This is a genomic window from Streptomyces sp. NPDC046860 (assembly GCF_040645115.1).
Taxonomy (GTDB): Bacteria; Actinomycetota; Actinomycetes; order Streptomycetales; family Streptomycetaceae; genus Streptomyces.
Genome location: NZ_JBEYXQ010000004.1, coordinates 169,131 through 185,086, shown reverse-complemented (window position 1 = coordinate 185,086; position 15,956 = coordinate 169,131). Strand labels below are relative to the sequence as shown.

Here is a 15,956-nt window from a genome sequence, read left to right as displayed (position 1 = left end):
CGCCCGCGCGGGGGCGTTCCTCAGCCCGCGAGGTGGCCCGTGTCGTTCCAGTGCTCGATCGCCGGCTCGCCGTAGGCCCAGCCGAGGGTGGAGAGCGAGGTGGGGTTCAGGCGCAGGCGGGCGGCGAAGTCGAGGGGGAGGCCGAGCCAGCGGGCGCCGATGGAGCGCAGGATGTGGCCGTGGGCGAAGATCAGGACGTCCCGGTCGGCGGAGCGGGCCCAGGCCACGACCTCGTCCGCGCGGGCGGTGACCTCGGCGAGGGTCTCGCCCTCGGGGACGCCGTCGCGCCAGATCAGCCAGTCGGGGCGGCCGGCCCGGATCTCGGCCGGGGTCATGCCCTCGTAGGCGCCGTAGTCCCACTCCATCAGGGTGTCCCAGGTGCGGGCGCGGTCGCCGAACCCGGCCAGTTCGCAGGTCTCGTGCGCGCGGACCAGCGGGCTGGTGCGCACCTCAGCGTCGGCCAGGCCGTCCAGCGGGGCCTGCCGCAGTCGTTCACCGAGCAGCTTGGCGCCGCGCCGGCCCTCCTCCAGGAGCGGCACGTCGGTCCTGCCCGTGTGCTTGCCGGACAGCGACCAGGCCGTCTGTCCGTGCCGGGCGAGCAGGATGCGCGGTGCCATGGGGGACCTTTCCGGAAGAGGGACGCCGAGTGGACGCCGGGGAAACCCGATACGAGGTCCCTCCATCATCGCGCACCCCTCGCGCGGGCAACCTGGAGGGCGATCCGGGCGTCTTCGAGAGCCGGAACGCCCGCGCGGACGGGCGGGCCGACACCGTACAGTGTCACGGCGCCCGAGGGGGGTGTCTGGCAGCGCGAAGGGGGAGGGCGATCGGATGCCGCAGACCGAGGCACCGGGCATCGGGGCGGTCCCGGGAACCCGCCCGCGCTGGTGGACCGAGCTGCCGCTGATCCTGCTGGTCTACGGCTGCTACACCGCCGGCCGGCTCCTGGCGCGCGGGGACGTCTCCACCGCCGTCGACCACGGCCTGGCCATCCTGCGTGTCGAGAAGGCGCTGTACCTGAACGCCGAGCACCCGCTGAACCGTGTCTTCACGGCCGAGCCCTGGCTCGGGGTGCCGGCCGACTTCTGGTACGCCTCGCTGCACTACGTCGTCACGCCGGTGGTCCTCATCTGGCTCTTCCGGGCCCGCACCGAGCACTACCGGGCGGCCCGCACCTGGCTGATGACGTCGACGTTCATAGGGCTCATCGGCTTCACCCTGCTGCCCACCTGCCCGCCCCGCCTGCTCGCCCCGGCCCACGGTTTCGTGGACACCATGGCGTACTACAGCGCGTACGGCTGGTGGGGCGGCGAGGCCAGCGCCCCGCGCGGCATGGGCGGCATGACCAACCAGTACGCGGCGATGCCGAGCCTGCACGTCGGCTGGGCCCTGTTCTGCGGGGTCATGCTGTGGCGCTGCGGCCGTACCCGCTGGGCGAAGGCGGCCGCGGTCGGCTACCCGCTGCTGACCGCGATCGTGGTCATGGGCACCGCCAACCACTACTTCCTGGACGCGGTCGCGGGCGCGGCCGTGATGGGTCTCGGCCTGCTCCTGAGCCCGTACGTCACGCGCGGCGCGACGGCGGCGCGGCTGCGGCTCGCCGCCTGGGCGGCGCCGCTCGGGAAGAGCGGGAACAGCGGTCCCGCCCCGATTGTCAGTGACGGATGCCAGACTTCCGCGGGTGAGCGAATTCCACGGCAGCGCGAGTCGCGGCTCGACCCCGCGGCCGGACCCGACGCCTCCCCCAGCGACGCGGGGGACGGCGCTGCGGCACCGGCTCGCTGAGCTGCGCGGTCCCGAGGTACCGGCCAAGGCGCTGGACGCGCGCGCCCTCGCGGCGCTCGCGGCCAACCCGGGCTGCCGCAGACGCGCGATCCTGGACGGCGCCGGGGTGGACAAGGCCGCGCTCGCGGGCGCGCTGGGCGCCCCCTCGGACTACGGCCAGTCCCAGTTCGCGCTGATCCGGGGCAACACCTTCGAAGCCCGCGTGAAGGCGGACGGCGGCGCCGAGCTGCTGCGGCTCACCCGCACCCTGCTGGACCCGGCCGCCGAACCGCCCGCCCGGGCGGCGGTGCCGGACCTGAGCGCGCCGGGCCCCGAGGGCCGCACCGCGCGTACGGCGCTGGCGCTGCGGGAGGCGGCCCTGGCGGGCGGCTGGACGCTGCTGGACCATCCGATGCTCGCCCTGGACGTAGCGGGCTCGCCCGTCTTCCTGGAGCCGGACGCGGTGGTGGTGCACCCCGACGGCGGCTGGACGGTCGTGGAGATCAAGTCGTTCCCGATGCTGGACGGCTCGGCGGACCCGGCGAAGGTGGGCGCGGCCGCCCGCCAGGCGGCGGTGTACGTACTGGCGCTGGAGGCGGTCGCGGCCCGGCTGGCCCCGCCGCCCCGGGTGCGGCACGAGGTGCTGCTGGTGTGCCCGAAGGACTTCTCCAACCTGGCGACCGCGCGCGCGGTCGACGTACGGGCGCAGCGGGCGGTCACCGCGCGGCAGCTCGCCCGGCTGACCCGCGTGGAGGCCATCGCGGAAGAGCTGCCCGAGGGCACCTGTTTCGCGCCGGACCGCCCGGCAGAGGAACTGACCGCCGCCGTCGACGCGGTCCCGGCGACGTACGCGCCCGAGTGCCTGTCGTCGTGCGAGCTGGCCTTCCACTGCCGCGAGCGCTCCCGCGCGGCCGGCGCGGTGACCCGGCTCGGCCGTCCGCTCCGCGCCGAGCTGGGCTCTCTGGGCACGGTCCATGAGGTGCTGTCGGCGGCGCGCGGCGTGAGCGGCGATCCCGCCGACCCGGTGGTGGCCGCGCTGCGCCGGGCCGCCGCCCTGCGCGCCGAGGCGCTCGCCCTCGCCGCGGACCGGGAGGCCGTGCCGTGTCCCTGATCGCCACCCTGGCCCGCCTGGAGGCGGTCGCCGACGGCCGGGCGCAGCCCGCCGCCACCGTGCGGCACCGGCATCTGTCGGACCGGCCGCTGGTGTTCGTGCCGCTGACCACCGCCGGTGAGACGGGCGCCCCGCTCGGCGCGCTCGTCGGCACCGACCGGGACGCGCCCCGGCTGCTGGTCGTGCCGCAGCCCCGCGACCGCGATCTGCGCTTCGCGTTCCTCACCGAGCTGGCCGACGTCGTGCTGCCGTACCTCGACTCCTGCGCGGAGGCGGTGGAGACGGCCGAGCGCACCGACACCGACCCGGAGACCGGCAAGCGGGTCAAGGTCGAGGTCGACCTGTGCGTGGACGCGCCCCAGCTGATCGTGCCGAGCCGCGCGGGCCTGGACCTCGTGCGGCTGCTGGGCCGCTCGATGCGGTTCAGGCGCACGGCCGAGCAGGACCCGGAGACGCCGTATCCGGCGCCCCCGCGCGTGCCGTTGCTGGGCCGCTGGCTGACCCACTACGGCGAGCGGTCCCGGGTGCCGGGCTCCTCGCTGCTGCTCGCGCTGACCGACGTGCTGTCCCGGCACTGGGCGACCGGCCAGTCCGCGGCGGAGGACCAGCATCTGGGCGCCCTGCTGGCGTGGATCGACCCGCCCGGGGGCGCCTCGGGCGCGGAGGCCGCCGGGCGGGCGGAGCGGGCGCGGGACGAGGCGGGCCAGTTGCTGTGTCCCCCGGCGGGCCCGGCCACCGACCCGGCGTTCGACAACAAGCTGCTGGCCCCGGCGATCGAGCGGTACGACCGGGCGCGCACCGCGCTGGCCGGCGCCGAGGACGCGGCGAGCGCGGAGGACCTGCTGACCGCGCTCACCGCCGCCGAGCGGGAGATCCGCGACCTGGTCGAGAGCCGTACGCGGCCCACCTGGGACGCGGTCTGGCGCGGGCTGGACCTGCTGCGGACGCTCCCCGAGGGCGGGTACGCCGGGGAGCGGTGGACCAGGGACCGCTGGTCGTTCACCGCGCACCGGGACCGGATCACCGCGGGCGAACCCCCGCAGCCGCGCCGGGACGACGCGGTGACCGCGGCGAACAAGCTGGCCTCGCGGGAGCGCGAGCAGGCCCGGCTTCAGGCGCAGGAGGCGCTCGACGACCCGCTGGTGATGGCGGCCCGGCGGCTGGCCGGGGAGGCGTTCGCGGGCGAGGTGACCGAGTCCGTCATGGCGTACAGCGAGGGCAGGCGGCCCAGTCCGCGCCCGCTGGTGACCGTGCGCACCGGGGACCGCCCGCATCTGGGCGAGCGCGCCAAGGTGTACCGCTCGCGCGACGGCAAGCCGCAGACGGCGGAGTTCGTGGGGTACGAGGGCGCGCCGGAGGACGGTGTGATCGTGCTGCGGATCATGGACAAAATGGGCCGGGGCAAGGAGCCGGAGGCCGGTTCGGTGCCGGAGAAGGGCGACGCGGTGTGCTTCACGCTCTTCGAGCACGAGCAGCGCGGCGGCGCGAAGCTGCCCGACCCCGAGCGGACTCCGTGGACGCACGGCGGGCCGCCCGGTGAGCCGGTGCCGGAGGCGCCGGACGCGGTGACCGAGGAGGACGTGCTGTGACGACCGTGGACTTCGACCCGTCGGCCGCCGCCACGCGCGCCACCGACGCGATCCTCGCCGACACCCTGCACGGCACCGAGCGCGGTGTCGTGGTCGACTCCCCGCCCGGCGCGGGCAAGTCCACGCTGGTGGTCCGGGCGGCGCTGGAGCTGGCCGACGCGGGCCGCCCGCTGATGGTGGTGGCGCAGACCAACGCCCAGGTGGACGACCTGGTGCTGCGGCTCGCGGAGAAGAACCCCGAGCTGCCGGTGGGCCGTCTGCACAGCAGCGACACCGACGCCTACGACAAGGCGCTGGACGCGCTGCCGAACGTCCGCACCTCCGCCAAGGCGGGCGATCTGGGCGGGCTGCCCGTGGTGCTGTCCACGGCCGCCAAGTGGGCGCACGTCACGGTGGACGAGCCGTGGCCGCACGCGATCGTGGACGAGGCGTACCAGATGCGCTCGGACTCGCTGCTGGCCGTGGCCGGGCTGTTCGAGCGGGCGCTGTTCGTCGGCGACCCGGGCCAGCTGGACCCGTTCTCCACGGTGGGCGGCGACCAGTGGGCGGGCCTGTCCTACGACCCGTCCGCCTCGGCGGTCTCCACGCTGCTCGCGCACAACCCGGGGCTGCCGCAGCACCGGCTGCCGGTGTCCTGGCGGCTGCCCGCGTCGGCGGCGCCGCTGGTGTCGGCGGCGTTCTACCCGTACACGCCGTTCCGCAGCGGCACCGGGCACGGACAGCGGCGGCTCACCTTCGCGGTGCGCTCGGACGGTTCGGCGCCGGACAGGGTGATCGACGAGGCGGCGGAGTCCGGCTGGGGGCTGCTGGAGCTGCCGGCCCGGCACACCCCGCGCACCGATCCGGAGGCGGTGCGGGCGGTCGCCTCGGTGGTGCGGCGGCTGCTGGACCGAGGGGGCGCGGCCGTCTCCGAGCGCTCCGGGACGCCGAGCCCGCTGACCGCCGACCGGGTCGCCGTGGGCACCGCCCACCGGGACCAGGCGGCGGCGGTGCGCGCGGCGCTGGCGGACCTGGGCGTGGCGGGTGTCACCGTCGACACGGCCAACCGGCTCCAGGGCCGGGAGTACGACGTGACGGTGATCCTGCACCCGCTCTCCGGCCGCCCCGACGCCACCGCGTTCCACCTGGAGACCGGCCGCCTGTGCGTGCTGGCCTCCCGCCACCGGCACGCCTGCGTCGTGGTGTGCCGCGCCGGGGTGGGCGACCTGCTGGACGAGTACCCGTCGACGGAGCCCGTGCAGCTGGGCACGCTGGTGAAGTTCCCGGACGGCTGGGAGGCGAACCACGCGGTCCTCGCGCACCTGGCCGAGCACCGGGTGAGCTGGCGGCCGTGAGTCCCGGTGCCGGGCACGCCTCCGGGTTCGGCCGCCCCAGGCACCGCCCCGCCCGCCGGACGGAGTCCGGCACGCCGCCGGAGGCGGCCGAAGGACACAGTCCGGACGGCTGGGAGGCCAACCACGCGGTCCTCGCGCACCTGGCGGAGCACCGGGTGAGCTGGCGGCCCTGATCCGGCGGCTCCGGCCCCGGGCGCGTCCTGACCGTCGGTGCATGCCTGGCCCGGGGGCCCTCTTGCGTCGGCGCGGGACAATGGACGGTGGTCCGGCCGCAGGCGGGGCCGAGTGGAAGCGAACGTACAGCGCACGTACGAGGAGGAGATGAAGACATGGCGGAGCCCTCGCCGCGTCGGAACGAACCGCGGCTACGCCCCGCGCCCCTGCTCTTCGAGCCCGCGGAGGCGGCCGCCGATCCGGAGCACTTCTTCGACCTGGAGTCGATCGACGATCCGCGCGCGCTGCTGTCGCGGGCCACGGAACTGACCCAGGCGTTCCGCGCCGCGGCCGACCGGGCCATGGAGTTCCAGGCCGTGGCCGCGGCCCAGCTCGCCGATCCGCACAGGTTCGACCGGCTGACGGCGGCGGACATCGCCGAGCGGGCGGAGTGGACCGAGGACTACGCCAAGAAGATGGTGGAGTTCGGCCGGGACCTGCTGCGGGGCGCCGATCCCGAGGGCCGCAGGGCGGCGGACCCGCACTAGCCCACCCACGTGGCATATGCCAGGCGGGCAAGATACCCCCTCCCGCCCCCTGGTGTCCCCAATTTCCGCAACCCAGGGAAACCGTCCGCTCACCGGCGGTAGATCTGTGTGCATGACCAGTGCACCGGACGTCACCGCAGCCACCGCCGAGGGAGCCTCCTGGCTCGCCTCCGCCGGAACGTATCCGCGCAGCACGCTCGCCCTCTGGGAGGAGCGGCCCGGCTCCCCGGTGGTGCTGCCCTGTGGCACGGTCTTCGACGTGGTGAGCGCGCCCGCGGTCTTCGGGCGCCGGATGCTGGACCGGCTGTGGGAGGAGGGGCCGGGCTGCGGCCCGGTCGCGGTGCACCGGGGCCGGACCCTGCTGTTCGCGGCGCCCGGCACCGCCCAGCGGCTGCCCTCACTGCTGGCCTGGGAGGAGTGGGGCCCGCGCACCCACGCCGTCCCGCCGCTGCTGTGCCACGGCACCGGGGACGCGGTGACCGTCCCGGCGCTGGAGAGCGGCTCCCGGACCACCGCGGGCTCCCGCTGGCTGGTCGCGCCGGACACCCGGCACCCCTGGCTGCCCGGCCCCGAGGTGATGCTCTGGGCGGCGGTGCGGGCGGCCCGCGCGGCGGCCCGGTTATCGATTTTTCCTCCCGCCGACCAGGGTGCTAAGGTCTACGACGTCAGCAGGCGCCGCTAGCTCAGTTGGTTAGAGCAGCTGACTCTTAATCAGCGGGTCCGGGGTTCGAGTCCCTGGCGGCGCACAGACGACGAAGGCCCTCGCGCGAGCGGGGGCCTTTCGTGTACCCCGCGCTCTCAGCCGCCCTCCCCCGGCGTGATCCGTACCGTCCACGCCCCGGCGCCGGTGCGTTCCTCGACCTCGACCCGCACCCCGTCCCCCGGCGCGGTGAAGCTCTCCCCGAGCGACACGGGCGCGTCGGCCAGCGGCGGGTAGACCGAGTTCTCCCAGCACGCCTCGCTGCGCGGGTGGGCGTCCACCACCTCGATCGGGCCGTCCCCGGACTCGACGTCGGCGCGCACCCGGTAGACGAGGATGCCCTGCCTGCACGCCGTGCGGTCGTTCCCGGCCGGCCCGCGCGCCTCGAAGGCGAGGGCGGTGTCCGGGCCGGTGCGCACCACGGCGAGCTTGGTGCCGTTCCCGAGCCCGAAGGCCGGCTCCCCGCTCGCGCCGCGCACCGGCACGCCGGGCCCGGCGGCGAGCGGCTCCAGGGTGAGCCGGGTCGGTCCGGTCCCCCGTACGCAGGCCACCTGGCGGGGGTCCAGCCAGCCCAGCTTCCATTTGTGCCAGCCGAACAGGTCGGGGGCCTCGCCGAACTGGCTGCCCATCAGGTCCCAGTCGCCGACATGGGTGTCCCAGTCGCCCTTGCTGTCGCTGGGGCGGTGGTAGAGGTCCGGGAGGTCGAAGACGTGCCCGGTCTCGTGCGCCAGCACCAGCCGGTCGGGCGGGTGCTGCTCGAAGACCGTCACGACCCGGCGTACGTCGGTGCCGTCCAGCCGGACGGGCGAGTCGAGGTTGACCACCTTGGTGGCGTCGGAGTCGACGCCGGGCGCGTCCGGGTCGGCCACGAGGTAGACCACGTCGTAGCGGGAGAAGTCCAGCGCCCTGTCGGCGACCGCGAACGCGTCCCGCAGGTAGGCGGAGCGGTCCGAGGCGGCCCAGTCCCGTCTTATGGCGTAGTCGGTGGACGGGCGGGGCATCCTCAGCCAGCGGTTCACGGGGTGCGGGTTCAGGGTGAAGCGGCCGTAGGAGGACTGCTCGAAATAGCGGCTGGTGGCCGGGAAGTGGTCGGCGGTCAGCTCGGCGGGGGTGGTGCGCGGGGTGGCGTCCGGGAAGGACAGGAAGACCAGGGCCGCGTCGAGCCGGCCCTCGGGGCGCGGGTAGGCGGGGTTCCAGGCGTCCAGCCCCTCGGAGTGGTGGGCGTCGGTGCGGTGCAGCGCGCAGGGCTCGGGTGAGAAGGAGTCGGCCACCGAGGGGCCGGACAGGATCGAGGTCGCGGCGAGCGCCGACATCGTGGTGGCCACGGCGGCGGTGCTGCGCAGCTTGGGCACGTCAGGGACCTCCGGATGCGGTTCGCGGGACACCGCCACCCAGACTGTGTGCTTATGTTGCGCTATGCCCTGTTTACCTGAACCGGAAGGGTGAGTACGCCCGTTTGCCGTCCCGGTGACCGCCCCGTGGCCGACACCCCGAACCACTCACGGAACGTCACAAGCGGTCGTGGGCCTCAAGAACCCGTCCAGGTCCGGGCAGAAACGATCTGTCAGGAGGGCGGGTCGGTCGGGGACACTGGAGACCGGCTGGAAGGGGCCGGGACCAGCCTCTATGATCGGCACACTTTCCGGCACGGACAGGGATCGAGTGCACTGCGGGAGCGAGCGGTGAGCGGAACGTCCGAAGGGCCGACGCCCGGGGCAGACCTCGACCGGTCAGCCGTCACAGACGGTGACCCCATGACCTACCACCGGGTCTTCACGACCGCTCCGCTCCCCATGGCCGTGGTGACGCCCGACGGGCTGGTCGCGCACGCCAACACCGCCATGGGAGCGCTGCTGGGCACGACCGCCGACGCACTGGCCGGGCGCCCCGCGGCCGACCTCGTCGACCTGGCCCCCGACCCGCGCACCCGGCAGGTCTACCGCGAGGTGCTCGCGGGCCGCCAGGACCGGCTGCGCTGCACCCGGCGGCTCAAGCAGCCCGACGGCGACCCGGTGTGGGTGCGGATCACCGTCACCCCGCTGACCGAGGGCACGCCGGGCGCCCTGCTGTCCGTCTCCGACATCAGCGCCCGGCGCGAACTCCAGGCACGTCTGCGGCACTTGCGCATGCACGACCCGGTGACCCGGCTGCCCAACCGCACCCTGTTCTTCGAGCGGCTGTCGGCCGCGCTGGAGGCGGAGCCGGAGGACGGCGTCGGCACCGGGCGGATCGGCCTGTGCTGTCTGGACCTCGACGGCTTCAAGGCGGTCAACGACACCCTGGGCCACCGCGTCGGCGACCGCCTGCTGGAGGCCGTGGCCAAGCGGCTGACCCATGTGGCCGAGGAGACGGAGGGCACGCGGGCCGGCGCCCCGCTGGTGGCCCGGCTCGGCGGGGACGAGTTCGCGCTGCTCGTGGAGGACTCCACCGGCACCGAACAGCTCTCCGACCTGGCCGCCTCCGCGCTGCGGGCGCTCGCGGAGCCGTTCGACCTGGCGGGCCGGCGGCTGTCGCTGACCGCGTCCATCGGGGTGGTGGAGCGGCACATGGCCGGGACGACCGCGACCGGTCTGATGCAGGCCGCGGACACCACGCTGTACTGGGCGAAGGCCGACGGCAAGGCCCGCTGGACCCTCTTCGACCCCGAGCGCAACGCGCACCGGATCACCCGTCAGGCCCTGTCCTCGACGCTGCGCCCGGCCATCGAGCGCGGGGAGTTCGCGCTGGAGTACCAGCCGCTGGTCGGCATGGAGGACGGACGGCTGAGCGGGGTGGAGGCGCTGGTGCGCTGGCATCACCCGCAGTTCGGGATGCTGACGCCGAATCGGTTCATCCAACTGGCCGAGGAGGACGGCTCCATCGTGCAGCTCGGCCGCTGGGCGCTGCTCACCGCCTGCCGCCAGGCCCGGCAGTGGCAGCTCGCCCACCCGGACGAGCCGCCCATCTTCGTCAGCGTGAACGTCGCCGTGCGCCAGGTGTGGGACTCCGACCTGGTGGCGGACGTGGCCGGCACGCTCAGGGAGACCGGGCTCGCCCCGCACCTGCTCCAGCTGGAGCTGACCGAGTCGGCCGTGATGGGGTCGGGCGGCCGCCCGATCCAGGCGCTGCAGGCCCTCAGCGACATGGGCGTGCGCATCGCCATCGACGACTTCGGCACCGGCTACTCCAACCTCGCCTACCTGAGCAGGCTCCCGGTCTCGGTGCTGAAGCTGGACGGGTCCTTCGTACGCGGCTTCCAGTACGAGGGCGGCGACCCGGGCCCGGCCGGCGCGGCGGCCAATCCGGCCGACGAGGTGATCGTGGAGGCGATGATCCAGCTCGCCCACCGGCTCGGGCTGACGGTCACCGCGGAGTGCGTGGAGACCTCCGCGCAGGCCACCCGGCTGCGCCGGATCGGCTGCGACACCGGACAGGGGTGGCTGTACTCCCGCCCGGTGCCGCCGGACCGCATCACGGAGCTGCTCGGAAGCCAGAGTTACGCGGCGGGCAGGCCGTAGGCGTCGGCGATCAGCTCGTAGGAGCGCAGCCGCAGCTCGCCGCGGTGGGCGTGGCTGGTGAGCATCAGCTCGTCGGCGCCGGTGCGCTTGTGGAGGTCGTCCAGGCCGGCCCTGACCTCCTCCGCCGTGCCGTGCACGATGTTGCGGGTGAAGGAGGACGCGAACTCCTCCTCCATGGGGCTGAACTCGTGCCGGGCGGCGACCTCGGGGTCGGGGAACAGCCCCGGGCGGCCCATGCGCAGCGAGAGCATGTTGAGCGCGGTCGCGCGGACCTGGCGGGCCGCCTCGGCCTCGTCGTCGGTGGCCAGCGCGGAGACCCCGATGAGGGCGTAGGGCTCGGCCAGCACCTCGGAGGGGCGGAAGGTCTCGCGGTACAGGTCGAGCGCCGGGACGGTGTTCTGCGCCGAGAAGTGGTGGGCGAAGGCGAAGGGCAGGCCGAGCATTCCGGCCAGCCGGGCGCTGAAGCCGGAGGAGCCGAGCAGCCAGATCACCGGCCGGTGCGCGGACTGCACCCCGCCGGGCGTGCTGCCCTGGACGGGGCCGGGGATGGCGTGGATACGGGCGTAGCGGTGCCCGTCGGGGAAGTCGTCGTCGAGGAAGCGGGTGAGTTCGGCGAGCTGCTGCGGGAAGTCGTCGGCCCCCTCGTTCAGGGTGTCCGAGCGGCGCAGCGCGGCCGCCGTCGCCCCGTCCGTGCCCGGCGCCCGGCCGAGGCCCAGGTCGACGCGGCCCGGCGCCAGGGCCTCCAGGGTGCCGAACTGCTCGGCGATGACCAGCGGGGCGTGGTTGGGCAGCATGACGCCTCCCGAGCCGAGCCGGATGCGCTCGGTGTGGGCGGCGAGGTGGGCCAGGATCACGGCGGGCGAGGAGGAGGCGACGCCCGGCATCGAGTGGTGCTCGGCGACCCAGTAGCGGTTAAAGCCGCGTGCCTCGGCGGACCGGGCCAGCTCGACGCTGGTGCGCAGCGCGTCGGTGGCCGTGCTCCCCGCTCCGACGGTGACCAGGTCGAGTACGGAGAGGGGCACGGGGGCGGTGCCGTGCACGGCGCCCCGGATCTCGTCTGCCGACACGGTGGATGCCTCCTGTTTACGGCGTGCTCTGTCCTGCGTGCCGCAACAGGAGGCAGTCCCCGCTTATTCCCGCGGCCGTGCCGAGGGGCTGGTCAGAGCCGTGAGACGGGCTCGCGGGTGAAGAGGGTGCCGAGGGTGTCGGTGTGCAGCCGGCGATCGGTCAGCCGCAGCCCCTCCCACACCGAGACCTGGGACGCGGTGAGCACCGGCTTGGCGAGCGCGGCCTCCAGGGCGGGCAGGTGGGCGGCGGTGCGCAGCGCGGTGTCGGGCAGCAGCACCGCCTCGGCGTCGGGGGTGTCGGCGGCGCGCGCCAGGGCCAGGAGCTCCGCCTCGCCGCCGTCGGCGGACGGCTCGGCGGCGGCGTCGCTGCCGTCGGCGCCGGTGACCTCCAGCCCGCCGTCGCCGAGGAACGCGCGCAGGAGTTCCGCGGTCTTCGGCGGATAGACGTGGGCGACGGCGACCCGGCGGACGCCGAGCGCCCGGGCGGCGTGCACGAAGCCCAGCGAGGTCGAGGACGCGGGCAGTCCGGCGAGCCGGGCCAGCGCGGTCGCCTCGGCGTGCGCGCCGTCCCAGCCGTGCGCGAAGCCGCCGGCCGGGCTCGTCCAGACCACCGCCTCCGCGCCGGTCAGCCGCAGCCCCTCCATGGCGGCCGTGAGCCGCCCGGCGAAGTCCGCGCCGTGCAGCGGGTCCACCGCGTGCGCGTCCTCGCCGGTGCCGGTGTGCACCAGGTCCAGCCGGACCGCGCCGGCGAGCAGTTGCTCGACGCGTGGATAGTCGTCCTCGCCGCGATGGCCCGGACAGAGGAATCCGATTGCTGTCATGTCGGCCTTTCTGTGTTCTCCAAGGTCTGCCCAGGGGTCTCCCCCGCGCCTTCCCTCTCTTCCCGCGAGGGCGCCCCGCGTGGCCCGCACGGCGGTACGGGCACCCCCGCTCCGTGTTCGGGTACCCAGCCGGAGCCCGATCGCCCCCGGGAGCCCCGTACGGACCACGGCGGACGGAAAGATCCCTGGTCAACGGGGCTGGCGGTGCGCACGGTTGGGTTCCGGGCCGCCGAACTCCCCCTGTGCGGCGAGATATCGACGCGCATGACGTGTGCGGACCTGGGTAGCGGCGCCGCCATGGCTTCTCGACTTGGCAAGGACACGGAAAGAATCCGGCCGGTGCGCCTGCGGGAGAGACGGGCGGTGCTCCTGGGCGCACTGGCACTGGGCGGGGTGGGCGCGCTGGGTGCGACGGGCTGCACGCGGGTGGCGGCCGCGTCAGGGGAGAAGGGCGGGGGCCTGCTGGACCGGCTCCGCGCCCAGGGTGTCGTACGGCTGGGAATCGCCGGTGAGGTGCCTTTCGGGTTCATCGACCGGGACGGCCGGCTCACCGGGGAGGCGCCGGAACTCGCCAGAGTGATCTTCAAGCGGCTCGGGGTGGAGCGGGTGCAGCCGGTGCCGACGGAGTTCGGTTCGCTCATACCGGGCCTGAACTCCCAGCAGTTCGACGTGGTGGCCGCCGGGATGTACGTCAACCCCGAGCGCTGCCGCCAGGTGATCTTCGCCGACCCGGACTACCAGATGAAGGACGCCTTCATCGTCCGCAAGGGCAACCCCGAGGGCCTGCGCTCCTACCGGGACGTGGTGGAGAAGAAGGCCAGGTTCGCCACCGGCGCCGGCTACGCCGAGATCCAGTACGCCGTCGAGGCGGGCTACCGGGAGGGCGACATCCTCATCGTGCCGGACCAGGTCGCCGGGCTGAACGCGGTGGAGGCCGGCCGGGTCGACGTGTTCGCCGGTACGGCGCTCACCGTCCGCGAGGTGGTCAGGAAGTCCCGCAAGGCGGAGTCCACCGAGCCGTTCGCGCCACTGGTGAAGGGCGAACGGCACATCGACGGGGGCGCGTTCGCGTTCCGGCCCGGCGAGACGCGGCTGCGGGACGCCTTCAACACCGAACTGCGCGAGCTGAAGCGGACCGGTGAACTGCTGCGCGTCCTCAAGCCGTTCGGGTTCACCGAGGCCGAGATGACGGACCTCACCGCGAAGGAGCTGTGCGGCGGATGACCTCGGGACTGTGGGAACTCGTCCTGCGGGGTGTCTGGACGACCGTCCAGCTCCTCGTGCTGAGCGCGCTGCTGGCGTCGGCGGTGTCCTTCGCCGTCGGGATCGCGCGCACCGGCCGGCGCCGGCTCGTGCGCTTCCTCGCGGGCCTGTACACCGAGGTGTTCCGCGGCACCTCGGCGCTGGTGATGATCTTCTGGGTGTTCTTCGTGCTGCCCATCGCCTTCGGCTGGCAGCTGGTCCCGCTGTGGGCGGGCACCCTGGCGCTGGGGCTGACGTACGGCGCCTACGGCTCGGAGATCGTGCGCGGCGCGCTGAACGCGGTCGACCCGGCCCAGCGCGAGGGCGGGATCGCCCTCGGCTTCACCTCCTGGCAGCGGCTGCGGCTGATCCTGCTGCCGCAGGCGGTGCCCGAGATGGTGCCGCCGTTCTCCAACCTGCTGATCGAGCTGCTCAAGGGCACCGCGCTGGTGTCGGTGATGGGCATGGGCGACCTGGCCTTCAGCGCCAACCTGGTGCGGCTCGCCCTCCAGCAGAGCGCGGAGATCTACACGTACGTCCTGCTGATCTACTTCGTGATCGCGTTCGGGCTGACCCGGCTGATGCGCTCGCTGGAGAAGCGGCTGAAGGGGGGTGCCGCGTGAGGTGGGACTGGAACGCCGTGGGCGACTTCATGCCGTACTTCTGGCACGGTCTGCTGGTCACGCTCCAGGTGGTGGCGCTCGGCTCGCTGCTGTCGTTCTCGCTGGGGCTGGTGTGGGCGCTGCTGATGCGGGTGCCCTCGCGCTGGGTGCGCTGGCCGGTGGGCGCGGTCACCGAGTTCGTACGGGACACCCCGCTGCTGGTGCAGCTGTTCTTCCTCTTCTACGTGCTGCCCGAACGGGGCGTCGCCTTCTCGGCGCTGACCACGGGCGTCCTCGCCATCGGGCTGCACTACTCGACGTACACCATGCAGGTCTACCGGGCGGGCATCGAGGCCGTGCCGGCGGGCCAGTGGGAGGCGGCGACTGCGCTGAGTCTGCCCCGGTGGCGGACCTGGACCGCGGTGATCCTGCCGCAGGCCGTGCGCCGGGTGATTCCCGCGCTCGGCAACTACGTGATCGCCATGCTGAAGGACACCCCGATGCTGATGGTGATCACCGTGCTGGAGATGCTCGGCCGGGCGCGGCTGTTCTCGCAGGCGAGCTTCCAGTTCACCGAGCCGCTGACCGTGATCGGCGTGGCCTTCATCGTCCTGTCCTACCTGGCCTCCCTTCTCCTGCGAGCACTGGAGCGACGTCTTGTCCGCTGATATCGACCTGCCGAAGCAGACCCGGTCCGGTGAGCTGATCCGGCTGGAGAGCGTCACCAAGCGCTTCGGCGCCAACACGGTCCTCGACCGCCTGGACTTCTCGGTGGACGCGGGCAGGCACGTGACCCTGATCGGCCCCTCCGGGTCGGGCAAGACCACGATCCTGCGCCTGCTGATGACGCTCACCGAGCCGGACGAGGGCACCATCACCGTGGACGGCCAGGCGCTGTTCCCGGCGCCGGAGAAGCAGGTCCGCGAGGTGCGGAAGAAGATCGGGATGGTGTTCCAGCACTTCAACCTGTTCCCGAACATGTCGGTGCTGCGCAACATCACCGAGGCGCCGGTCCAGGTGCTGGGGCTCTCCCGGGACGAGGCGGAGGCGCGGGCGCGGGAGCTGCTGGAGCTGGTCGGGCTCTCCGACAAGCTCGACGCGCGGCCCACCCGGCTCTCCGGCGGACAGCAGCAGCGGGTCGCCATCGCGCGGGCGCTGGCCATGCGGCCGCGGGTGCTGCTGCTGGACGAGGTGACCAGCGCGCTCGACCCGGAGCTGGTCGCGGGCGTGCTGGACGTGCTGCGGGACATCGCGCGCGGCACCGACATCACCATGCTCTGCGTCACCCACGAGATGGGCTTCGCCCGCGACATCTCCGACCAGGTGCTGATGTTCGACCAGGGTCGGGTGGTGGAGTCCGGTCCGCCGGAGAAGATCTTCGGCGATCCGGAGCAGGAGCGGACGCGGGAATTCCTCGGCGCGGTGCTGTAGGCGCGGCGGGCGGAGGAGGGTGAAGGCGGGAAGCCGAGGTCCAGGCACTGGATGATGTCCCTGGCATATGCCAGGGGGCGGCCGTCGCAGCTCCCGG

Annotated in this window: 16 protein-coding genes and 1 tRNA gene; 13 read left to right on the top strand and 4 right to left on the bottom strand. The window is 73.9% G+C overall.

Annotation, left to right across the window (positions count from 1 at the left end; all coding sequences use genetic code 11):
- Positions 1-20 precede the first annotated feature (20 nt).
- Complete coding sequence (locus ABZ898_RS08385; RefSeq protein ID WP_361654259.1) at positions 21-617, bottom strand: histidine phosphatase family protein; 597 nt, start codon at positions 615-617, stop codon at positions 21-23.
- Positions 618-831: 214 nt separating this feature from the next.
- Between ABZ898_RS08385 and ABZ898_RS08380 the strand changes: the two genes are divergently transcribed.
- The 8 genes from ABZ898_RS08380 to ABZ898_RS08345 all read left to right on the top strand — a co-directional run bounded on the left by ABZ898_RS08380 (position 832) and on the right by ABZ898_RS08345 (position 7,245).
- The gene (locus tag ABZ898_RS08380) at positions 832-1,785 is read left to right on the top strand and encodes a phosphatase PAP2 family protein (protein ID WP_361654256.1); all 954 of its coding nucleotides are present in this window, start codon (positions 832-834) and stop codon (positions 1,783-1,785) included.
- Complete coding sequence (locus tag ABZ898_RS08375; RefSeq protein ID WP_361654706.1) at positions 1,766-2,875, top strand: hypothetical protein; 1,110 nt, start codon at positions 1,766-1,768, stop codon at positions 2,873-2,875. The genes ABZ898_RS08380 and ABZ898_RS08375 overlap by 20 nt, the downstream gene beginning before the upstream one ends.
- Entirely contained in the window at positions 2,866-4,464 is a 1,599-nt protein-coding gene (locus ABZ898_RS08370) for a hypothetical protein (RefSeq protein WP_361654253.1), read from the top strand. The genes ABZ898_RS08375 and ABZ898_RS08370 overlap by 10 nt, the downstream gene beginning before the upstream one ends.
- Positions 4,461-5,798: an AAA domain-containing protein gene (locus ABZ898_RS08365; protein ID WP_361654251.1), complete on the top strand. Its 1,338-nt coding sequence runs from the start codon at positions 4,461-4,463 to the stop codon at positions 5,796-5,798. The genes ABZ898_RS08370 and ABZ898_RS08365 overlap by 4 nt, the downstream gene beginning before the upstream one ends.
- Positions 5,795-5,971: a hypothetical protein gene (locus ABZ898_RS08360; protein ID WP_361654248.1), complete on the top strand. Its 177-nt coding sequence runs from the start codon at positions 5,795-5,797 to the stop codon at positions 5,969-5,971. The genes ABZ898_RS08365 and ABZ898_RS08360 overlap by 4 nt, the downstream gene beginning before the upstream one ends.
- Before the next feature lie 156 nt (positions 5,972-6,127).
- Positions 6,128-6,499, top strand: coding sequence for a hypothetical protein (locus ABZ898_RS08355; RefSeq protein WP_361654245.1), 372 nt, complete (start codon positions 6,128-6,130; stop codon positions 6,497-6,499).
- Positions 6,500-6,551: 52 nt separating this feature from the next.
- Positions 6,552-7,181, top strand: coding sequence for a bifunctional DNA primase/polymerase (locus ABZ898_RS08350; protein WP_361654242.1), 630 nt, complete (start codon positions 6,552-6,554; stop codon positions 7,179-7,181).
- Positions 7,172-7,245: transfer RNA gene (locus ABZ898_RS08345), tRNA-Lys, on the top strand. The genes ABZ898_RS08350 and ABZ898_RS08345 overlap by 10 nt, the downstream gene beginning before the upstream one ends.
- Positions 7,246-7,297: 52 nt before the next feature.
- Here ABZ898_RS08345 and ABZ898_RS08340 read toward each other — a convergent pair.
- Positions 7,298-8,512 carry a M6 family metalloprotease domain-containing protein gene (locus ABZ898_RS08340; RefSeq protein WP_361654703.1) on the bottom strand — a complete coding sequence of 405 codons (1,215 nt, stop codon included), beginning with the start codon at positions 8,510-8,512 and terminating at the stop codon, positions 7,298-7,300.
- Positions 8,513-8,881: 369 nt separating this feature from the next.
- Here ABZ898_RS08340 and ABZ898_RS08335 point away from each other — a divergent pair, with 369 nt between their 5' ends.
- Entirely contained in the window at positions 8,882-10,696 is a 1,815-nt protein-coding gene (locus ABZ898_RS08335; protein ID WP_361654240.1) for an EAL domain-containing protein, read from the top strand.
- Here the strand turns inward: ABZ898_RS08335 and ABZ898_RS08330 are convergent.
- Both ABZ898_RS08330 and ABZ898_RS08325 read right to left on the bottom strand, forming a co-directional pair.
- Positions 10,675-11,763 (bottom strand): LLM class flavin-dependent oxidoreductase, encoded by a 1,089-nt coding sequence (locus ABZ898_RS08330; protein WP_361654237.1) that lies wholly within the window; start codon positions 11,761-11,763, stop codon positions 10,675-10,677. The two genes, ABZ898_RS08335 and ABZ898_RS08330, sit on opposite strands and share 22 nt — an antisense overlap.
- A gap of 92 nt (positions 11,764-11,855) precedes the next feature.
- Positions 11,856-12,584: a decarboxylase gene (locus ABZ898_RS08325; RefSeq protein ID WP_361654234.1), complete on the bottom strand. Its 729-nt coding sequence runs from the start codon at positions 12,582-12,584 to the stop codon at positions 11,856-11,858.
- Positions 12,585-12,881: 297 nt separating this feature from the next.
- On the opposite strand from ABZ898_RS08325, the gene ehuB reads away from it, so the two are divergent.
- Genes ehuB through ehuA form a run of 4 tightly spaced genes read left to right on the top strand, consistent with a single transcriptional unit; the run spans position 12,882 to position 15,859 of the window.
- A complete protein-coding gene (ehuB, locus tag ABZ898_RS08320) occupies positions 12,882-13,808 on the top strand; it encodes an ectoine/hydroxyectoine ABC transporter substrate-binding protein EhuB (protein WP_361654231.1) in 927 nt (308 codons plus the stop codon).
- Positions 13,805-14,449, top strand: a complete 645-nt coding sequence (gene ehuC, locus ABZ898_RS08315) for an ectoine/hydroxyectoine ABC transporter permease subunit EhuC (RefSeq protein WP_361654228.1) — start codon at positions 13,805-13,807, stop codon at positions 14,447-14,449. The genes ehuB and ehuC overlap by 4 nt, the downstream gene beginning before the upstream one ends.
- Positions 14,446-15,096, top strand: coding sequence for an ectoine/hydroxyectoine ABC transporter permease subunit EhuD (ehuD, locus tag ABZ898_RS08310; protein ID WP_361654226.1), 651 nt, complete (start codon positions 14,446-14,448; stop codon positions 15,094-15,096). The genes ehuC and ehuD overlap by 4 nt, the downstream gene beginning before the upstream one ends.
- Entirely contained in the window at positions 15,086-15,859 is a 774-nt protein-coding gene (ehuA, locus tag ABZ898_RS08305; protein WP_361654224.1) for an ectoine/hydroxyectoine ABC transporter ATP-binding protein EhuA, read from the top strand. The genes ehuD and ehuA overlap by 11 nt, the downstream gene beginning before the upstream one ends.
- The last annotated feature ends 97 nt before the right edge of the window (positions 15,860-15,956 follow it).